The organism is Microvirga yunnanensis (assembly GCF_025460875.1).
On sequence record NZ_JAMXFI010000076.1, the window covers coordinates 20,286 to 38,146 of the forward strand.

The 17,861-nt window shown below is 59.2% G+C and carries 21 protein-coding genes; 7 read left to right on the forward strand and 14 right to left on the reverse strand.

Annotation, left to right across the window (positions count from 1 at the left end; all coding sequences use genetic code 11):
* Positions 1 to 924: 924 nt before the first annotated feature.
* Positions 925 to 1,134, reverse strand: coding sequence for a hypothetical protein (locus NF876_RS28635; RefSeq protein ID WP_262265700.1), 210 nt, complete (start codon positions 1,132 to 1,134; stop codon positions 925 to 927).
* Between the two features lie 601 nt (positions 1,135 to 1,735).
* On the opposite strand from NF876_RS28635, the gene recA reads away from it, so the two are divergent.
* Positions 1,736 to 2,779 (forward strand): recombinase RecA, encoded by a 1,044-nt coding sequence (gene recA / locus NF876_RS28640; protein WP_262271752.1) that lies wholly within the window; start codon positions 1,736 to 1,738, stop codon positions 2,777 to 2,779.
* A gap of 77 nt (positions 2,780 to 2,856) precedes the next feature.
* Here the strand turns inward: recA and NF876_RS28645 are convergent, their stop codons facing one another.
* The 3 genes from NF876_RS28645 to NF876_RS28655 form a co-directional block, all read right to left on the reverse strand.
* Positions 2,857 to 3,666, reverse strand: a complete 810-nt coding sequence (locus tag NF876_RS28645) for a transglutaminase-like domain-containing protein (RefSeq protein WP_262271753.1) — start codon at positions 3,664 to 3,666, stop codon at positions 2,857 to 2,859.
* Between the two features lie 49 nt (positions 3,667 to 3,715).
* Positions 3,716 to 3,964 carry a hypothetical protein gene (locus NF876_RS28650; protein ID WP_262271754.1) on the reverse strand — a complete coding sequence of 83 codons (249 nt, stop codon included), beginning with the start codon at positions 3,962 to 3,964 and terminating at the stop codon, positions 3,716 to 3,718.
* Between the two features lie 292 nt (positions 3,965 to 4,256).
* Positions 4,257 to 5,687, reverse strand: coding sequence for an alpha,alpha-trehalose-phosphate synthase (UDP-forming) (locus NF876_RS28655; protein WP_262271769.1), 1,431 nt, complete (start codon positions 5,685 to 5,687; stop codon positions 4,257 to 4,259).
* Positions 5,688 to 6,509: 822 nt separating this feature from the next.
* Between NF876_RS28655 and NF876_RS28660 the strand changes: the two genes are divergently transcribed.
* Positions 6,510 to 6,716, forward strand: a complete 207-nt coding sequence (locus NF876_RS28660; RefSeq protein WP_262271755.1) for a hypothetical protein — start codon at positions 6,510 to 6,512, stop codon at positions 6,714 to 6,716.
* Positions 6,717 to 6,885: 169 nt separating this feature from the next.
* Positions 6,886 to 7,302 carry a hypothetical protein gene (locus tag NF876_RS28665; RefSeq protein WP_262271756.1) on the forward strand — a complete coding sequence of 139 codons (417 nt, stop codon included), beginning with the start codon at positions 6,886 to 6,888 and terminating at the stop codon, positions 7,300 to 7,302.
* A gap of 63 nt (positions 7,303 to 7,365) precedes the next feature.
* On the opposite strand, the gene NF876_RS28670 is transcribed toward NF876_RS28665, so the two are convergent.
* The 4 genes from NF876_RS28670 to NF876_RS28685 all read right to left on the reverse strand — a co-directional run bounded on the left by NF876_RS28670 (position 7,366) and on the right by NF876_RS28685 (position 8,800).
* Positions 7,366 to 7,512, reverse strand: coding sequence for a hypothetical protein (locus NF876_RS28670; RefSeq protein ID WP_262271757.1), 147 nt, complete (start codon positions 7,510 to 7,512; stop codon positions 7,366 to 7,368).
* A gap of 40 nt (positions 7,513 to 7,552) precedes the next feature.
* On the reverse strand, positions 7,553 to 7,858 hold the full coding sequence (locus tag NF876_RS28675) for a hypothetical protein (RefSeq protein ID WP_262271758.1): 306 nt from the start codon (positions 7,856 to 7,858) through the stop codon (positions 7,553 to 7,555).
* Positions 7,859 to 8,235: 377 nt separating this feature from the next.
* Positions 8,236 to 8,436, reverse strand: a complete 201-nt coding sequence (locus tag NF876_RS28680) for a hypothetical protein (protein ID WP_262267705.1) — start codon at positions 8,434 to 8,436, stop codon at positions 8,236 to 8,238.
* A 154-nt stretch (positions 8,437 to 8,590) separates the two neighbouring features.
* A complete protein-coding gene (locus NF876_RS28685) occupies positions 8,591 to 8,800 on the reverse strand; it encodes a cold-shock protein (RefSeq protein WP_262271759.1) in 210 nt (69 codons plus the stop codon).
* Between the two features lie 964 nt (positions 8,801 to 9,764).
* Here NF876_RS28685 and NF876_RS28690 point away from each other — a divergent pair.
* Together NF876_RS28690 and NF876_RS28695 are read left to right on the forward strand one after the other, a co-directional pair.
* Complete coding sequence (locus tag NF876_RS28690; protein WP_262271760.1) at positions 9,765 to 10,184, forward strand: ribbon-helix-helix domain-containing protein; 420 nt, start codon at positions 9,765 to 9,767, stop codon at positions 10,182 to 10,184.
* A 111-nt stretch (positions 10,185 to 10,295) separates the two neighbouring features.
* Positions 10,296 to 11,564, forward strand: coding sequence for an extracellular catalytic domain type 1 short-chain-length polyhydroxyalkanoate depolymerase (locus NF876_RS28695; protein WP_262271761.1), 1,269 nt, complete (start codon positions 10,296 to 10,298; stop codon positions 11,562 to 11,564).
* A gap of 635 nt (positions 11,565 to 12,199) precedes the next feature.
* Here NF876_RS28695 and NF876_RS28700 read toward each other — a convergent pair.
* The 5 genes from NF876_RS28700 to NF876_RS28720 all read right to left on the reverse strand — a co-directional run bounded on the left by NF876_RS28700 (position 12,200) and on the right by NF876_RS28720 (position 15,793).
* Complete coding sequence (locus NF876_RS28700) at positions 12,200 to 12,544, reverse strand: BON domain-containing protein (RefSeq protein ID WP_262271762.1); 345 nt, start codon at positions 12,542 to 12,544, stop codon at positions 12,200 to 12,202.
* 504 nt (positions 12,545 to 13,048) lie between these two features.
* The gene (locus NF876_RS28705; RefSeq protein ID WP_262271763.1) at positions 13,049 to 13,327 is read right to left on the reverse strand and encodes a hypothetical protein; all 279 of its coding nucleotides are present in this window, start codon (positions 13,325 to 13,327) and stop codon (positions 13,049 to 13,051) included.
* Between the two features lie 251 nt (positions 13,328 to 13,578).
* On the reverse strand, positions 13,579 to 13,836 hold the full coding sequence (locus NF876_RS28710) for a hypothetical protein (RefSeq protein ID WP_262271764.1): 258 nt from the start codon (positions 13,834 to 13,836) through the stop codon (positions 13,579 to 13,581).
* A gap of 1,335 nt (positions 13,837 to 15,171) precedes the next feature.
* Entirely contained in the window at positions 15,172 to 15,396 is a 225-nt protein-coding gene (locus tag NF876_RS28715) for a hypothetical protein (RefSeq protein WP_262271765.1), read from the reverse strand.
* Positions 15,397 to 15,445: 49 nt separating this feature from the next.
* Entirely contained in the window at positions 15,446 to 15,793 is a 348-nt protein-coding gene (locus NF876_RS28720) for a hypothetical protein (protein WP_262271766.1), read from the reverse strand.
* A 428-nt stretch (positions 15,794 to 16,221) separates the two neighbouring features.
* Here NF876_RS28720 and NF876_RS28725 point away from each other — a divergent pair, with 428 nt between their 5' ends.
* Entirely contained in the window at positions 16,222 to 16,767 is a 546-nt protein-coding gene (locus tag NF876_RS28725; RefSeq protein ID WP_262271767.1) for a Crp/Fnr family transcriptional regulator, read from the forward strand.
* Positions 16,768 to 16,805: 38 nt separating this feature from the next.
* On the opposite strand, the gene NF876_RS28730 is transcribed toward NF876_RS28725, so the two are convergent.
* Positions 16,806 to 17,018, reverse strand: a complete 213-nt coding sequence (locus NF876_RS28730; RefSeq protein ID WP_373696734.1) for a DDE-type integrase/transposase/recombinase — start codon at positions 17,016 to 17,018, stop codon at positions 16,806 to 16,808.
* A 239-nt stretch (positions 17,019 to 17,257) separates the two neighbouring features.
* Here NF876_RS28730 and NF876_RS28735 point away from each other — a divergent pair.
* Positions 17,258 to 17,861 (forward strand): IS110 family transposase (locus NF876_RS28735; protein WP_262271768.1); only part of this gene is annotated, 604 nt, incomplete at its 3' end.

Below are 17,861 nucleotides of genomic sequence, written 5' to 3' on the forward strand. Positions count from 1 at the left end.
TGAAGGGTCCAAGCTGAAGCTTGTCCCGTGGCGTGTGACGCTAGTGCGTTGATAAGCGCAGACCGTATGACACTGGAACCAACCGGGCAGCACCCGTGCCCGCTGTCGGTCTACTCGTTTGACGTTCCCTGGCTGCTGATGTTCGAGGGCACTTGTCCCAAGTTCGGGCGCGCAGGGCAGCCCATTCTTGATCTTCTTAATCTAGGTTAAGTGGACGACTGCGCGGGATGTTCCACACAATCTTCTCAGCGGTGCGAATGAGTCCATGCGAGCCTCTGGCCAGACCGATCTTCAAACCTCCGGCAACTCTCGATCGAGGGCGTCGTCACCGGTCTGCGACCGTGCTGTGCAGTCTTGGCGGAGTTGTCTTTATGGTCGTCGCTCCGACCATGTAGAGGGAACTCATGCAAACGATCGAGATCGCCCTTTCTCCAGACGGAGTCGTTTGCACCGTCGATGCCCTATTGCGGAGATCTGCGACTGCGGTCGGGAACCTGTGCGACGGTCCTGTGCCATTCGACAGTGGTCTATGAAAGCTCCTCTGAAGACTTGGAAGGAGAGAGGCGCAAATTCCAAGTATCGTTTTCTGCGCGCAGGTGATTGCGCCAAAGCGTTCATGAAAAAGGGCCGCGCCCGATCTTATGATCGTGTTCGCGACCCTTGATCTCATATTTACCCCTACGGTGACGCCTGCATACCTACCTCGGGCGAGGTGTGCAATAAGTACGAAACCCTATTCTCGGCCATCACTGCCAAAATGCCGCACAGTTCCAAGAGACAAGAACAAAGACATGGCGGGCGTTATGTGAACAAGCTGTCTTTACCGGATCTGTTCTTTTGCCCCTACGGATCCGAAAACTTAGAGCGCCCTCTTCGGACGGGCGCTTTCTTCTTTGTATTTCCGGACTATGTATTCTCAACGGGCTATTCGGCGGCGGATATTCGGGCAAGTTCTTCCCGGATCACGCGAGCCATGGTCAAGCCGATTCCGGGAAGACGTTCGAGCCGATCGGCAGCAGCCGTGAGCTGATCGATGGTCGTGATGCCTTCATTGTGCAGAATGTTCCATGCGGCAAGTGGCAGGCGAAGGCCTCGGATGGGACCCTCCCAGCGCTCCTTATAGTGGTTTAGCATGGGCTCGACCTCCTGCTCTTCACTCACCGGAGGAAGCACACAGATCCTTCAGTCGCCAACGCCTAGATCATCCCTGCCAGTGAAGCAATGGTTTGAGGTTCGTTCTGTTCAGATCCGCCCTCAGATATGATTCAACTCAGTAGGCGACCTCCGCGAAATATGAATGAGCCAAAAATCAGGGAGGTCCGTTATGGCACTCCTCGGATCAAGGAACTTGGTCCGCTTCAGCACGTGGAAGCTGTCATTCGTCGAGGGGTCGAAATGTCAAACTCGGTCCTGTTCCGGATCTGAAGCTGCTCGGCGCCAACGAAGCCGATACACCTCGCGAACTCAAACAATCACCAGCTTCGACGCTTATCCCACAATATGGCATGGTTCCTCCCCAAAGGGATACAATGCAAGCCCTTCAATTCCGGTGATTTCGGGCCGAGCGATGCTCTGGGGTTGTCGGGCATGGGATGTCGATCGGCTGTTTTTCCGGCGTCGAACAAAGCTTAGCCGCAAATAATCCCGTAACTTATCTAAGTTATTGCTTTGTTCTGGCATCTGGAATTCATATGAGCTAGGGTCAATACGCAGAAATTACAGAAGAAGAGCCAAGATGAGCATGGACAAGAATAAGGCTATCGAAACAGCGGTGGCCCAGATCGAGCGTTCCTTTGGCAAGGGCTCGATCATGCGCCTTGGCGGCAGTCAGGTCGTTGAGGTAGAGACGATTTCGACCGGCTCCCTCGGGCTCGATATTGCTTTGGGTGTAGGGGGCCTTCCGAGAGGTCGCGTCGTCGAGGTGTATGGGCCAGAGTCGTCAGGCAAAACAACGCTGGCGCTCCAGACCGTTGCCGAGGCCCAGAAGACGGGTGGCATTTGCGGGTTTATCGATGCGGAGCATGCGCTCGATCCAGCCTATGCGCGAAAGCTGGGCGTCAACCTCGATGACCTTCTGATCTCTCAGCCGGACAATGGCGAACAGGCGCTTGAGATTGCCGATACCTTGATCCGTTCGGGTTCTGTCGATGTGTTGGTCATCGACTCGGTGGCGGCGCTCACCCCGAAAGCCGAGATCGAGGGCGAGATGGGCGAGAGCCGCCCCGGTCTTCAGGCCCGTCTGATGAGCCAGGCCTTGCGCAAGCTTACCGGTTCGATCAGCCGCACAAAAACAATGGTAATCTTCATCAACCAGATCCGCATGAAGATCGGCGTCATGTACGGAAGCCCTGAGACCACGACGGGCGGCAACGCCCTGAAGTTTTACGCTTCTGTCCGCCTCGACATCCGCCGCGTCTCGACGCTCAAGGATCGCGACGAGCCGATCGGCAACCAGGTGCGGGTGAAGGTCGTGAAGAACAAGGTGGCTCCGCCCTTCAAGCAGGTCGAGTTCGACATCATGTTCGGCGAGGGCATCTCCAAGATGGGCGAACTCATCGACCTCGGCGTCAAGGCCAACGTCGTCGACAAGTCCGGCGCCTGGTTCTCGTACGACAGCCAGCGCCTGGGACAAGGTCGTGAGAACGCCAAGACCTTCCTCAAGGACAATCCCGAGATTGCTTCTGAAATCGAGGCGAGGATCCGTCAGAGCGCGGGTCTGCTGATGGATGCGCTGCAGGCCAACGATGCAGCCGATGCTCCGGCGGATGATGCGGCATGAGTCCGAACCAGGAACACCAGCCCGGATTGACCGGCGTTTTGCAAAGCACATGGTGTAAACTCAAGGGATCAAATATCCTATCCCGTCACTTCCTCGGTGGTCACGCGGAAGTCCACCAGGGTGCTGGGACCAAACGTGAGGGTTAGCGGCACGTCGGCAGCATCGCGACCGCGAGCGATTAGAATTCTGCCGATCCGCGGATCATTGTTGCGGGGATCGAACGTATGCCACGTTCCACCCAGAAAGACCTCGATCCAAGCGGCAAAATCCTGAGGTGCATGAGGCGGCGGAAGGCCGATGTCGCTGATGTACCCGGTACAGTAGCGCGCGGGAATGTTGAGGCACCGGCAGAACGTGAGCGCCAGATGAGCATAGTCACGGCACACGCCCTGCCTTTCGTCATAGGCTTCAGCCGCTGTCCGCGTCGCACGTGAGTGCTCGTAGCCGAAGGTGATATGATCGTGCACGTAGTCGCAGATTGCCTGAACGCGAGTCCAGCCGAGTGGAGTTGTTCCAAACAGGCGCCAGGCGACGTCGGAGAGACGATCCGTTTCGCAGTACCGGCTTCCCAGCAGGAAGAGCAGGGTGTCTGCGGGAAGGTTTTGGATTTGAACCTGCTCAGCCTTGGGATCTGTCGTGTCCCACTGGCCCGTGTCACGAACCACGGTTTCGGTTTTGAGGATAAGTCTTCCAGGCGGGGCAATGAGACGATTGCACCAGTTCCCGAAGCTATCCCGATACCCCTCCACAGGCACTGATGGGGTCGTGGTCAGGTAATCTGGCCGCTCCAGGTCCGACACTCTCGACGAGTGCACATTGAGGATCGCGATCATCGGCGTGGCTTGCCCGAGTTCGTAGGTCATCTCACAACCGACGCGGATCCGCATGGATTTACCCTCAAGTGTTAAGCAAAGGCGGACTTCGAGCCGCCAGAGATCATGGTTGATCCTCGCCGGGACCGAGCCGGCAGACGCCTCGCGTGTGCTTCTCGATTGCGGCCAAGGCCGCATCGAGCGAAATGTAAGGCCCATGACCCATGCCGGCCATGGTCGTCAAAGCTTGGCCGGCCGGGTAAATCGCGAGCTGCTGATCGGATGCCTCAGCAATGCGCCCCATCGAGCGGCCGAGCAGATCGGTTAGGTCCCATGCCTTGCCATCGTCTGCCGGGGTCACGATGATGTCCAAGCCATCCCCACTCCTGGTTCGTACAAGAACATAGCAGCTATCAGGTGAGCCGCGAAGACCGGTAACAGCTACGGTGATGGCAGGACGGATGGGCTTCCGGCAGTCCTGAGGCATGAGGGTGGCGTCGACCCTTGCATGATGCGCATTCAGAACCATCCACTAACGATACGAAATCCGCTGCTCTGGCTCCGTCAGGGCTTATCAGCATCGGGCTGACTTGAGCAGGTGACGTCATCACCTGAGCCGCCCTGTCCGATGGATCACGTTGCAACACCACACACTCGCTAGACCACTACCCGTCTTCATTGTCTTTCTTGGCCAGCACCATTCTGCTGCGGGTCGTGCGCGCCGTTGTGGCGGCCAGATCCTTGATAAATGCGGATGCCCATCGTGAGACATCGGAATTCGAAAGAATCTTTGACGTGGCCTGCCAGTGTGCGATCCGCTCTTCCCGGCTCATGTGCAGCGCCTGCTGAATAGCCTCCGCGACTTCGACCTTGTCGTTCGGGTTGACGAGAATTGCGTCTGTGAGTTCCTCAGCAGCCCCGGCGAATTTTGACAGAATGAGGACGCCGGGATCCTGCGGGTCCTGAGCTGCCACGTATTCTTTGGCCACGAGATTCATCCCATCCCGCATGGGGGTCACCAGACCGACTCGGGCCAGCCGATAAAGGCCAGCGAGGACTGCACGAGAATAGGTGCTGGTCACGTAGTGGATCGGCACCCAGCCAGGCTCACCCAAGGAGCCGTTGATCCGCCCCAGCGTCTCATTCACGTCTCGGCTGAGGGTCGCGTACTCGGGCACTTCGCTTCGGCTTGTTGGGGCGATCTGCAGGTAGGTCACCCGTCCCCGCTGATCCGGATGGCTGATCAGAAAGCGCTCGAAGGCCTCCATGCGCTCAGGAATGCCCTTTGAGTAATCCAGCCGATCAACCCCGATGATCAGCTTGCGCGCCCCCAGACCAGCAATCGTCTGCTTGAGAAGCCGGCTTGAGCCGGAGCGGCGGGCGGCTTGCTGAAACCCATTGACGTCAATGCCAATTGGGGCGCTTTTGATGCGCACTCGGCGGCTTCCGACGTCGAGAAGATCTGCCCTGCGGTGGATGGCACCAAGGTCCTGGACGAGGCTGCGCCTGAGGTTATCGGCATCCCGTTCTGTCTGTACGCCGACAAGATCATAGTCCGGAATGACGCGCAGGAGCTCTGTGCTGCCTGGTAGAGCCCCGAACACTTCAGGAGCGGGCCAGGGAATGTGATGAAAGTACCCGATCGGGTTGGTGATCCCGACAGCCCGCAGTTCGCTCGCGAGGGGGATGAGATGATAATCGTGAACCCAGACGAGATCGTCAGGCTGGATCAGATGGGTCAACGCACTGGCGAAGCTCCGATTGACCCGCAAGTACCCTGCGTAATCAGCCCGTGAGAACTCTGATAGGCCGATCCGATAGTGCATGATGGGCCAGAGCGCCCGGTTGGCGAAGCCGTTATAGTACTCCTGCCGGTCGAGCGACGTCAGGTCCATAACGGCATACTGCACCTGTCCTTTGTCAATGATTTTAGGCTGGACTGCTGGATGGGCTGAAACCTTGCCGCTCCAACCGAACCATAAGCCCTGGTAAGCCTGAAACGCCTCGTGCAAGGCCACCGCCAAGCCTCCTGCAGCAGCTTTTCCCGTAGCATCCGGGACAGCCACGCGATTGGAGATGACAACGAGTCGTCGCAAATGCGCCTTCCCTTCTGTAGCATGATGGAGGGTAGCCCAAGGGCAAACGAAGTGGCAAATAGCGCGGGTCTTGCGGTGCCTTGAAGATTTCATGGGCGCCACTATTGGCAACATGGATCCTGTCGAGTGTCGTCGCCTTATTGTCTCTTGCCGATAAGGTTATGGCCGGAATTCGTTCCGGTTTTGAACCTCCTGGAAGTACGGCTGATGGCGGCTTCGGGGTGGAGCACTGGATCTTGCTTGAAGGAAGCGCCGATCCGCGGCACCATTCCCCTTGCCGGCGCGGTGCAAGGATGTGCAGTTCTACGCCCTTCCACTCTGACCTCTAAGGCGAAGGTCTAGCCTCCGGCATTCGTCCTAGGAGTGGGATAATCGCCCTGGTGCTAGGATCTCCAAAGCTGGCTATGGTTCCCCGACCTGGAGATGTGGCGGCTCAGTCCGATGATCGGGACCAGGTGGGGAGGTCGGGAAAAGCTCAGGTCCCGACCTCCTCTTCCTCCTGAAAAAGCACTCTCGCCGCCGATGGATTGTAAAGCCAGAGTGAGGCAGTCTCAGGAGCTTCCTTCCAGAGATAGTACTTGAGCCTGCGCGGCTGACCCCGTTGCTCCATCACCTAAGTTAAGCCGGACAGGAGATTTCGGCGGCTTCCGCATTGATGCGGCATTCAACAACCAAGGACAGCGTTCTTTGTTCAGGTCTCCGGCACGATGGTTCAGCGTGGTCCGATGGTCTGCTCCGGGAGGCTTGTCCCTGAACCCGTTATCTCTGCTGATGTGCGGACCTATTGGTGCTCAGGGCAGTTCCTCATCAGGAGGATCTTCCATGCCTCGCTTTTTCTTTCATCATCGCACCGAGAACCGGATGTTCTGGGACAGGTCGGGTCTCGATTTACCCGACCTGTGGCAGTCATCGGATCCAGAGATGACGGATGCGATCTGGCATGAGGCGTTGGCAGTCCACTCCCGAGTAGGCCATGCCCTGATCATCACAGACGAGGATCGACAAACGTTGTTTGTCGCAGACTTATAATTGCTCTTGCGAGGAAGCGCCGCACCCGATCTTTTGAGCGTGTTCGCGACCCTTGTAGCGATACTTGCCCTGACGCATCGGCAAAGTTAAGCGCCCTGTTGAGACAGGCGATTTTTGCTCGCCTGATCAGACTATCGATTTGCGTCCAGTTTCACGAATTGTCTGAATCATGCACCCCACGCAGAAAGCTGCCCGTCGTGGAACAGTTACTCTCCCGGCCCGCCGCACGGTTGAGCTCTTGTTTGATGGTGCGCGCCGTTATGGGACCAAACCCTTCGATCCGCACAAGATGCTCAGCGACAGTCCTGAGCTGATCGACGGTCCGGATGTCATCTCGGTAGAACTCAAGCAAGCCGAGGCAAATAAAGACCCGCAATGGATCCCTCGAAGGCTTCATAATGACAAGGCATCTGCCGCTCCTGAATTCGAGTCCGCAAAAGAGGTCGACGAGGGATTGGTTTGCATAAGCGTTTGGATTGCCGCTCACAGTGGCATTGGTGACCACCATGGGCATGCAGGTGGCCTCGAGCGCGGCGACGAACGGGCCACCGCCGCGCTCGGATGCACTCACCGACTCTGCGGCTAGGCCCTGAAGAATGTCAGGAATGCGGAACCACGCCTCAATAGCTTCGCTCCCATTGCGACCCAGCTACGATGCCCGCTTGCCGCCGGGCGGCTTAGGCGGAACGCTGCTCTTGCCTTGACTGACGAAGGGCGACACTGGGATCGGGTTCTTGGGTTTGTCCTGCTTCGGCTTCTTTGCTTCGCGGTTGCCGCGCTTTTCGCCTCTGGCCATGGGGTATCTCCATTGTCAGTTGGGTTCTGGAAAATTCGTCTCAGTCGTGAGATGGCGTGTCGAGCAGATGATCGAAGTCGGCCAGAACCCGGTCGATCAGCCTGCGCCGACGCAGGTCGGCGGCGTCCAAGTTCTGCGCAAGCAGACCCAGCAGATAGCGCGCCTTCTCGACTGCCTCTGGCCAGTCGGTGGCGGGTGCGGCCGCAAGCAGATCTTCGAGCTCTACTTGTCGTGCGTGGAGTGCTGCCTGGTCGGCCTCGACCTCGGAGCGCAGACGTCGAAGGTCGGTGGCTTTCTGGGCTGCCATGCCGCGATGGGTATCAAGATTGGTTGGTTGATCGACCATGGTGAGCCTCCTGGGGGTGAGAGGCAGAAGCGTTGCGAGCGATGTGTCCTCATCCATGCATTCACCTCTGTATTGATGATCGTCAGGTTCGCTCCGCGAGCAAGCGCGCCAGTGTCTTGGCTTGCTGAGCACTCCCGCCGATCGGCTCGGGCGTCACGAGGTGCCACGCGTGTGCTCGAAGAGCCCAACCCACATCCGAGAGACTACCAAGCGGCTCGTGTGGCCACGCAGGCTCACCTGTTGGCGTGAGGATCATGAACTGTCGGGACGCCTTCCGACCCGAGCAACGTACAAGGCCTCATCGCCCTGTCGAAGCACGGCGACAGGATCGTAGATCTGCGATCCGTGAAAGAAGGCGTCTGCGCTGGTCAAATGATTCACGCCTGCGCCGTAATCTCGCTCTCGCGCACAGCACGCTCGCCGAAGCCGGACGACTTGATGCGATAGGAGACCTCGCCAGTCTGATCGGCCGGCATGAGGCGGGTCACCTCGTAGATGCCGCTTGTCGTTGCGCGCTTGTCGGAGAAATTCGGATGGGTGATGCGGACGAGCTGACGAAGTTTATACTTGTGAGACATTCATTGCTCCTGGAGCCCGACGGCTGTCAGGCAGGGCAGGGATGGGCGGATAGCCGCTGCCGGGTGATTGCGGGCGCAAACAAAAAGCCGCCCCACAGGGAGCGGCTTCAAGACCGAGCGGCACAGGCCTATGTCCTGAACCAGTCATCAGCGTTTACGCTGTTTCGATGTTGTTGACGGCGATCTTGCCGGAGCGACGGTCTTCCGCCGTGTCGAACGAGACCTTCTGGCCTTCGACGAGGCCGCGCACGCCACCGCGCTCGAGCGCGGTGGCGTGGACGAAGACGTCCTTGCTGCCATCGTTCGGCGGGATGAAGCCGAAGCCCTTCATGTCGTTGTAGAATTTCACGGCACCCATGATCATGGGGTAGCCTTTCGCGATTGCGGTAGATGCACGTGAGCGAAGGCACGCACCAGCGTGACCTCAACTCGGTTCGTCGATGTAATGGTAAAAGAGTCCGAACGTGCGCCTGACAGTGTCAAAAGCGAAACGACCCGATTGTCCGGCCAAAATCCGATAAAGCTGATATAAGCCTTTTTCGAGTAATAACAAGTACTAGCCGTAAACGATCTTGGCGGAAATAAAACTCATTGTCTGGGATATCTTATGGATTGTGGGTCCGTGATGGCGGCAGGGCAGCTCGAATATTTATCGCCCCTGGATCAGGAACATTCATCTGCCGGCTCCGCCAGGACGTCCGGAAGCCTGAACACTGGAAACACATGCGAGGGGTCGAGGGGAGGACCTCTGTTTCCTCCAACCAAGCGTGGGCCGCGGCGTCGCGGGCGGTCTGCTCGTCCTCGAGACCACACTCGGTGGGCTTTTCGAACCCGCAGACGTGGCACTGAACAGCGGCGGCGAAGCCACCATCATGCGTAGGGAAGCTCAAGACTGATGCTGCGTCGCAGGAACACTGTGGACAGAACCTCTGACCCATGTGGCTCTTCCTTTCGCCAGCGATCGGTACGGGTTGGCGTGAGACTAAGGCAGATGAAGCGGCTTTCGAGCCAGGCAGACTGCGGCAAATTTGTGCGATGCAAAATGGCGGAAGATCCAGAGCGAGGAAAGAGTAACACTGGCACCTGCCACCCAGCCACGTTTAACGGGCCTACACTCCTCATTGGGATCTGCCTGCAGCAGGATAGCCCAAGGTCGGCATCACGGCTTCCAACAGAACTCACGCAAGGCCAAGCTACCTAGTCCTGATGCCCTGCAACAAAGGCGAAAAGCAGCAGGCTGGGTTCAAAGAATGATCGGACTTGGGACTTGAACTCGCTACCTCAACCCTCCATTTACCATCCACTGGGATGGCAAGAGGATGGCCGAGATGGCAAATAACGTGCATGAACTCCGGCCCAAGGCCGCAGACAGCGAGAAGATCACGATCAATCTTGGCTACGTCGACCTGGGCCATATCGACCTTTTGGTCCAGGAGGGTTTCTACTCCAACCGGACCGACTTTATCCGCACAGCCATTCGAAATCAGCTCGATCGGCACCATGACGCCGTCAAGAAATCAGTCGAGCGACACCACCTCGACCTGGGCTTGCGGCACTTCAGCCGCCAGGACCTCGAAGCCGTGCACGCCGCCGGCGAAGTGCTGCACATCCAAGTTCTAGGTCTGGCCAGTATCGCTGGGGATGTCACACCCGATTTGGCCCGGCAGACGATCGCCTCCCTTCACGTCCTCGGCGCCTTGCACGCCAGTTCCGCCGTGAAAGAGGCGCTCAAGGACCGCATGCGCTAACCACCCGGGCTTCCGCCCGTCACACCGCCTTCAGGCCTGTTCCACCCTTTCCGACGCGGCAAGGGGCAGGCGCTGCTTGGCCCAACCTCACTCCGCAACAGGACCGAACCCATGACCATGAAACCGAACTTAAACATGCTCGAGGCAACCCGACTCACCCGCGAAGGGCGACTCGCCGAAGCCATGACACTCCTTCAAGGAGGACTTACGGGCGACCATCCGCCCGCGACCTCAGGCGGAAGCAGCGAAGATGCCAACCATCGTCCCGCAGGGCGTACTGCGCGTATCATCGACATGGTACCGCCTCGTTCCAGGGGAGGGGCCTGGACCCCGCCGAAGTTCAACTTCCCACACAGTGCCTCAAATCCTCTCGGTGATCTCGCCGGAGCGTCGGGCCAGGCTCAGGTGCCGGAAACGTTGCGCGGTTTCCTCGAGCGCATGGGACAGCCCGGCTCCTTACCCGGTCTGGATGGCTTGGTTGGACCGGGGGCAGCCCGGACACCGGATCCGCTGCCGGAGGGGGCCCGCTTCGAGGAGCGGACCTTTGCCAACGAGGCGGGAAGCCGTACCTACAAGCTTTACATCCCCAGCGGCTACACGGGTCAGCCGGTGCCGCTCGTGGTGATGCTGCACGGCTGCACGCAATCACCGGACGATTTTGCGGCGGGCACGCGCATGAACGAACTGGCCGAGGAGCAGACGTTTCTGGTGGCCTATCCGGCGCAGGCCCAGTCCGCCAACGTGTCTAAGTGCTGGAACTGGTTCAACACGGCGGATCAGCAGCGAGATCGAGGTGAGCCGTCGCTGATCGCCGGCATCACCCGTCAGATCATGCGTGACCTCTCGGTCGCGCCCGGACGCGTCTATGTGGCTGGGCTCTCCGCCGGCGGGGCAGCGGCGGCGATCATGGGCTCGGCTTACCCCGATCTCTATGCGGCCGTGGGCGTCCACTCCGGGCTGGCGTGCGGGGCGGCTCGCGACATGCCGTCCGCGTTTGCTGCCATGCGCCAGGGCGGGGCGCCTCACCAGGGGGAGGCCAAGCAGCCTGTTCCGACCATCGTGTTCCATGGCGATCGGGATACGACCGTGAACCCCATCAATGGCGACCAAGTCGCTGCTCAGTCGGGGGCGGGTTCGGATCTCCGGACGACGGTCAGCCGGGGACAGGCTTCAGGCGGGATCAACTACACCCGCGCGGTGGCGTGCGATGATAACGGACACCCAATGCTCGAGCATTGGGTTCTGCACGGGGCAGGACATGCCTGGTCTGGTGGAAGCCCGAGTGGGTCCTACACCGAGCCGCGGGGACCGGATGCTAGCCGTGAGATGATGCGCTTCTTCCTTGAGCACCCGAAACCGGCAGCCGCATCCCCCGTGTAAGCACAACGAGCCCGCTGGACCACGACAAGGTCCGGCGGGCCTTGAGTTGATATCCGCTATGTGAGTAGACCTAGATTGGGCCCATCGGGTTTTGTTCGTCGCGCTGGAGGCGCCATGGCGTTCCAATGTTTACCGCGGAGGAAGGTCAGCTAATGACCCCAAACTGACTTTCAGAAGTTGAAGGCCATCGGCCAGGAACTCTGAGCGATGGCCGCCGTATGGTCTCTGGTCCTGGCGATGCCTTCGATGCGGGGTTTGGCTTCCGGGTGTGGCAGCCAGGAGGCAAACCCGATAAGACTTCGTCGCCGACCACTTGGGTGTGGAGGGGTTCAATCAGTCGGCGACGAACGGGTCGAGCGGACAGCCGAACGAGACTTCTATGCCTTGTTTGGCGAGGCTCCCATCCCGGGTTCGAGGATGACATCGGGCTTCGGCCTCAAGGCTCTGGGCGCGGTTGGAACGAACCGCAATTGGAATACGGCTATCACGATCGCGCGGGCATTGGACACGATGGCCGGATGAACGCGGTGGTACAGAGATGTTCGATCGCTGGCAGGACAGGCCTTCCGTCGTCGTCAAGGGGCACTTTCGGTCGATCACGACCCATGGTTCCAGGCCCTCTGCCGCGCCGGCTCTCACCGCGAGGCTTGCCGGTGCGTCCCACTCTCCTCCGGAAGGACCACCATTCCCGAGAACGGCTCGATCCATGCCATCTGATCGACCACTGCCTTCACACCCGGTACATTCTCTGCCACCACCTTGGCAGCTTGGCCCTCGCGGTCGTCGAGGATCGCGCCGGTCAAGGTCACCACCCCATTCTCGACATGCACCCGGATGAACTTGCTGCCCCACTTCTGCTCGCCCAGCCCCGCCAGAACGGCCTCCGCTATCCGGTCGTCGGCAACGGCGTCGGGGACGTCCGTTGGCAGGATCCGCGCCAGGGCCCGCAGGACGTCGGAGAGTGCGACGATCCCGACCACCTTGGCCCTCTCGCGTTTCCTCTCCAAATTTGCGACACAACCTATCCAGGAAGTGAAAAGCGGGATCACCTGCGTGGTGGCCGAGACGGACATCAAAGTGGCTGAAGCGACCAACCAAGCTGCGCTTATCGATTGAGCTAAGTGAGGGCAACGCTGCCAATTCCGAGTTGGCGGCAGGTGCAAGGTAGCTCCCACAGGCTGCGGGATCACGAGCTGAAGCACGCCATCACAATGCGCGATAGCGGCGAACCTCGAGCCATGGTTGCTCCATGTGAATGCGTGCTCCCGGGCTGTGTCATATATGAATGGGCGGTACGGGCTGGGACTGCCTGAGGAGGCCCGTGATGGCTCGCTCGAGAGACGCCGTCAGCGGGAAACGACGGCGTTCCATCCCAATGCTGATGAGCGCGATCCGATGATGACCGTCGCCTCGGCCTGAAAGGGGGTGCACGTGGGATCGGCTGCGCCTGTTGATGCGCGTTGAAGGCACTGCGGGTAACGACGCTACTCAGAGGTGGGTGCGGCGTCGCGGAACATTTCCTTGAGGGCGCTCATGAGCATCGGGTGCGCTGGCCGGCCCTCGGCGAGCGTGAGAAAGTCGTTGATCCCGAAGCGCTGTGCCCCACGGGCGGCCTGGTCGTCCTGATGGGGGCTGGCATGGATCCAGGTGTGTTCCACATAGAGGCCCGGCGCGTCGGTATCGAGGACCAGGTGCCACCAGTCGCCTGCATTCTCCGTCGGGTGATCCGCGGCAAAGGCCAACTCACGCTTGTAGACAGGCATCCGCTTTCTCCCGTGAACGATCCTCACAACTCCAAGCAAGTTAACGGGACAACGACGCAGAAGCGGGAACGGATCGGGCCCCCAGGTAATTCGTTCGTCTGACCGCGCCGCTGGCGCAGCACGCCCGAGCGCCGGATCGGTGTGACAAGCCGAGGCCCTTCTAGAGGACGGCCTCGGTCAATCTTCGACCGAGGACTTTGACATCAGCCGGCGCCGGCGCGAACTCGCCCTACCGGGTTTTCGAACGGCGATCAACGTGGACGCCGCACAGACCCTGTATATGTGGGCTGTTGCAATGACCGTTGCTGCAATTCCCGTTGCTTGAGCGCCTCGAACGCCGCCTTGTTGGCGCGTCCTTCCTCCATCACCCGCTGAATTTGACCATCGCGCATCATCTTGGAGGACATCTCAGCGAATTCAGTTACGTAAGTGTTGGGACGCTCGGCGTAGGCAGCTGCGGGAATGAGTGCCGCGCCAAGCGTGAGAGTAAGGATAAGAGAGCTTTTCATGAGAGGACTCCTCTGCCGCAATCAAGGATAAGGATCGGCATCAACATCAGAATTATTGCCGTCTATGTCGGCACGTTGTCACCAGCGCCTGGTTCAACTTTCACTGCGTCAATATTTGTTGATAATATGCTTGATGCAGCAGGATTTCTGTGATGATCAGCACAGACAAAATGATCAAAGCGTGTGACACGCGAGCGACTTGCGCCAGTTAGCCAAAATCTCAATCAGTCTCCTGCCAAATGTGAACCACATCACAGCTTAGTCGGCTGCAATCAGGATATCATGAAACATGAGGAGCGATATCAGACCGTATCAGGGACATTGATCATGCATTTTTGCGCAAAAACTCGAACCAACGCGAAGCACATTCGAGCAGAGGCCGAGGCATTCTTCACAGAGGGGAATTCTATTTCTTGGATGATCTGCAAGGCAGGCTTCCACCTTCTTCTCAGCATCAGCGTCCTGTCAGCTGTGATGTCGCTGGCGCATCTGATCTAACTATCCGACGGTTTTCCCGGGATCCGGGCCGATGCCCTGCCGAGGGCTGGGCTGCGACGGCAGGCAGTTCGCAAATGGGGACCAGCGCAAGATCTGCTCCTGATTGAGCGCTAACAGAGTACGTAGCAGGAACATGCTCTCCCACGCAGGTGTGTCGAGCAAGCCGGCAGCCTAATACGTCTTGGTTCAGGCGTCTGAGGAGCCATACAGAGCTGCAGAGGCGCAACGGGCGGGATGCCGCTACCCGGAAGATCCGCTCGAGCGAGTGACGTTGCTTGGAAGGCTTCGTGGGCATGATTGGATGCCGAAGCGGGCACAGGGTCAGGATCTGCTTCAGACATCAATGCAATCGCTTCAACGCCTCCAGGCGGCTCAAGAACACCCTCTCAACCATTTCCTTGTGGCTGCCGAAGAGCAGGGGCGATGGGGCTGCCGCGCAGAACCTTTGGCCTCTCCTCGCTGGCCGTCGTGATGGAAACTGCAAGACCTTGAAGCCGCGGCAACATGATGATGCCAGCAATAATGGCAAGCACGGCAGGGATAAACGCGGCTCGCCCATATGCTGTCCTTTCACTGTGCAAAGGGAGGCAGCGTCTCGGAGGACTGAATAGAGCGTGGTTGTCGTTCACCGCCATCGGCAGTCTGAGGTTCAGGTGAGCCAGCGGCATGGGGCCGTACGAGAATGCCTTGTTGCGACAAGCCGAAATTATGACCCTCATTTGAAAGCCTCCCCGACGAGGTCTCTTGATGAGTGTACGTTCCTGCCCTGCTTCAGCCTCTCGCTCGAAGGGGTAGCTCAGCCGCTCCGTGGGGGTACACGGTCCGAAGATGTTGACTTCAGGTGACCTGGAAGGCCCGCTGAGCCCGCTCGCGGATCTCGTCCAGCTCATCCTGAAGAGAGTTGATCTGCCCCTCGATCTCTTCGACAGACGTGCACTCTGGCGTGATAAACAGGCGTCCGTCCTCACCCCGGGCGTAACGGAGGAGGGCAATTGTCACGCCGGCTGGGTTGTCCGGTGTTCCGGGCCGGATGTCGAGTTCCAGGGCTCCGAAGAGATGCATCGATGGCTCTCCCTGCGAGGATTGAGAGTGAGGCCGCATGCCGAGGAGCTTAACCGCCTTGTGCCTCCGCTTGCCGGCTATGAAGCATCGACACGATCTCCGGCCTGTTCTCTCCAAGCCACTGCGTGGCATCAGGCTGGCTGACGAAACACTCGATCGCAGCCCACATGGGGTCCTCGAGCGACTCGTCCCTCAGCCGCGTGGCCGCATAGTCGATGAGCCGATGAAGGCCCTCGTAGCCGGGCCGCGCTTCAAGAGCATCGGCGACCCACGCACTGGACCAGCCCTGCTCGGCAAGATGCAGAATGCTCTGCGGATCGGCCTCGGCAAACCACGGCGTCGCGTCGAACTCGAGAGCGAATGCATTATCGGCGGTATGGCACGAAGCCCGGATCATTGCCGGCCTCCCGGATCAGCTCTCTGGAGCGCAATCCTAACACACGCTCCCGCCTGGATTGAATCGAACGATCTGGCGATTGCAATCTCTCTTATCGCAGTTCACCTCCAAGTTTAGGCAAACTTTCTCCAGCGTAATGCGACACAAAATTCCCACCGGATCTTCAACTCTAACCTAACGAAGGCCAGATTGGTTAAGATGTGAACTTTCTGCGTCAGGGTGAACCGCAAGAAAATTCGTTGCCTTTGACTACGCTCCGTAACATTGAGAGCCCACAAGGGGGCAAGATAACGGATGTATTCAGCGGATATTCTGTATGCAGGGACTGCCCGGGAACATCGGGCAAACAAGGTCCTGGCTGCTCTGGAGCCGGAAGACTTTGCCTGTCTGGAGCCGCTCCTGGAGATTGTGAGCTGCAGCAGGGTCAGGTGCTCTGCGAGGCGGGTCAGCCCCTCTACGACGCCTACTTTCCGCATAACATCATCATCTCGCTGATGGCTGTCATGCAGGACGGACGCACTGCCGAGATGGCGGTGTTCGGCCGCGAGGGCGTCACGGGTCTCACCGGAGCAGCCATCACCAATCAGGCTTTCGGACACTATGTCGTGCATCTCACCGGCACGGCCTCACGGATCAAGATTGCCAAGATGCACGAGGTGATCAGCACCCGCCCCGCCATCCAGCGCCTGATGCGCCACTTCATGGAGGCTCAAATGGCGCGGGTTCTCCAGAATGTTGCCTGCAACGCCATCCATAGTGTGGAGGCCCGGTGTGCTCACCTGATCCTGAGCACGAGTGATCGGGTTGATCAGGCGATAATCTCGCTGACGCACGAGTCCTGGGCAGACCGGATGGGGGTCCAGCGCTCAACGATCAGTGCCATCATGAAGAAATTCCAAGCCGCTGGTTTGCTCAAGCAAAGCAGGGGTGGCATCACCATCACAGACCCGAGTGCTCTGGCACTGTTGCAGTAACTTGAAAACGGAATAACGGACCCATTTTAACGGGCCGCTCAGGCAGCAAGACCGAAGAGCTGATTGAGGAGACGAATTTCGCTTGTCGCTCGACATCCCCGCTTGTTGTAATGACCGCGGCGGATCATGCGCATGATTTCAAAACCCGTCAGAGTTGCGGCGGCGGTTTTCGGCGTCTGGAAGCCGCGCGTTGGACGGATGACGCGCTTGAGCGCGCTATGATCCGCCTCAAGGATGTTATTATCGGGCATGAATAGGCGCGACACCTCCATTCAGGTTTCTGAAGGCTGACGGATCAGGTATCCTCGGCGCACCGGGATAGGGGTGTCGGGAGCACGGAAGGTGGGCAGGCCGAAAGTATTTGTGAGCTGAGAGCTCGTGTTATTATCTGGCCGCCCCTTCGACTGGCCCGGGTGCGCTGCGAGCGCGGATCCGTAGTTGTCGTGTGGCCCACTGGCTCCCGAAGTTGCTTAAGCCATAGGAGCCGGAAATGAGGATCATTGCTCTCGATGTCCATCGTTCCTTTGCCCAGATGGCAATCCTGGAGGAAGGAGTTATCCGGGATGCCGGCAAGATCGATCTCGAACGCAGCCGCCTGCTGCACTTTGCCAAGACCCTGAGGCCCAACGATGAGGTCGTCCTAGAGGCGACTGGCAACACCAGCGCCATCGTGCGCCTGCTGTCGCCGTTCGTGGCACGCGTGGTGATTGCCAATCCCAACCTGGTGCGGGCGATCGCCTGGGCTAAGGTCAAGACCGACAAGATTGACGCGCGCGTGCTGGCGAAGCTCCATGCCAGCGGGTTCCTACCCGAGGTCTGGATGCCGGACGAGGAGACCGAGGCCCGCCGCCGTGTCACGGCCGAACGCACCCAGCTGGTCGCGCAGATGACCCGCCTCAAGAATCGGATCCACGCGGTTCTGCACGCTCACCTGATCCCACCCTATCAAGGCAGCCTGTTCTCGAACCGCGGAAGGGCCTGGTTGGAGGCCCTTCCGCTCGCCGAGGATCAGCGCCGAGTGATCCTGCGCCATGCCGGTGAGTTGGATCGGCTTGGGGCCGAGCTCGCGGAGCTGGACAAGAGTCTCGCCCAGA

What these genes read in the sequence shown, in the direction of transcription:
- NF876_RS28660 (WP_262271755.1), top strand. Translation starts at nt 6,510, where the DNA reads ATGCCTCGCTTTTTCTTTCATCATCGCACCGAGAACCGGATGTTCTGG.
- recA (WP_262271752.1), top strand. Translation starts at nt 1,736, where the DNA reads ATGAGCATGGACAAGAATAAGGCTATCGAAACAGCGGTGGCCCAGATC.
- NF876_RS28705 (WP_262271763.1), bottom strand. Translation starts at nt 13,327, where the DNA reads ATGCCTGTCTACAAGCGTGAGTTGGCCTTTGCCGCGGATCACCCGACG.
- NF876_RS28695 (WP_262271761.1), top strand. Translation starts at nt 10,296, where the DNA reads ATGACCATGAAACCGAACTTAAACATGCTCGAGGCAACCCGACTCACC.
- NF876_RS28670 (WP_262271757.1), bottom strand. Translation starts at nt 7,512, where the DNA reads ATGGCCAGAGGCGAAAAGCGCGGCAACCGCGAAGCAAAGAAGCCGAAG.
- NF876_RS28730 (WP_373696734.1), bottom strand. Translation starts at nt 17,018, where the DNA reads ATGCCCGATAATAACATCCTTGAGGCGGATCATAGCGCGCTCAAGCGC.
- NF876_RS28720 (WP_262271766.1), bottom strand. Translation starts at nt 15,793, where the DNA reads ATGATCCGGGCTTCGTGCCATACCGCCGATAATGCATTCGCTCTCGAG.
- NF876_RS28690 (WP_262271760.1), top strand. Translation starts at nt 9,765, where the DNA reads ATGGCAAATAACGTGCATGAACTCCGGCCCAAGGCCGCAGACAGCGAG.
- NF876_RS28715 (WP_262271765.1), bottom strand. Translation starts at nt 15,396, where the DNA reads ATGCATCTCTTCGGAGCCCTGGAACTCGACATCCGGCCCGGAACACCG.
- NF876_RS28645 (WP_262271753.1), bottom strand. Translation starts at nt 3,666, where the DNA reads ATGCGGATCCGCGTCGGTTGTGAGATGACCTACGAACTCGGGCAAGCC.
- NF876_RS28665 (WP_262271756.1), top strand. Translation starts at nt 6,886, where the DNA reads ATGCACCCCACGCAGAAAGCTGCCCGTCGTGGAACAGTTACTCTCCCG.
- NF876_RS28685 (WP_262271759.1), bottom strand. Translation starts at nt 8,800, where the DNA reads ATGATCATGGGTGCCGTGAAATTCTACAACGACATGAAGGGCTTCGGC.
- NF876_RS28635 (WP_262265700.1), bottom strand. Translation starts at nt 1,134, where the DNA reads ATGCTAAACCACTATAAGGAGCGCTGGGAGGGTCCCATCCGAGGCCTT.
- NF876_RS28710 (WP_262271764.1), bottom strand. Translation starts at nt 13,836, where the DNA reads ATGAAAAGCTCTCTTATCCTTACTCTCACGCTTGGCGCGGCACTCATT.
- NF876_RS28675 (WP_262271758.1), bottom strand. Translation starts at nt 7,858, where the DNA reads ATGGTCGATCAACCAACCAATCTTGATACCCATCGCGGCATGGCAGCC.
- NF876_RS28680 (WP_262267705.1), bottom strand. Translation starts at nt 8,436, where the DNA reads ATGTCTCACAAGTATAAACTTCGTCAGCTCGTCCGCATCACCCATCCG.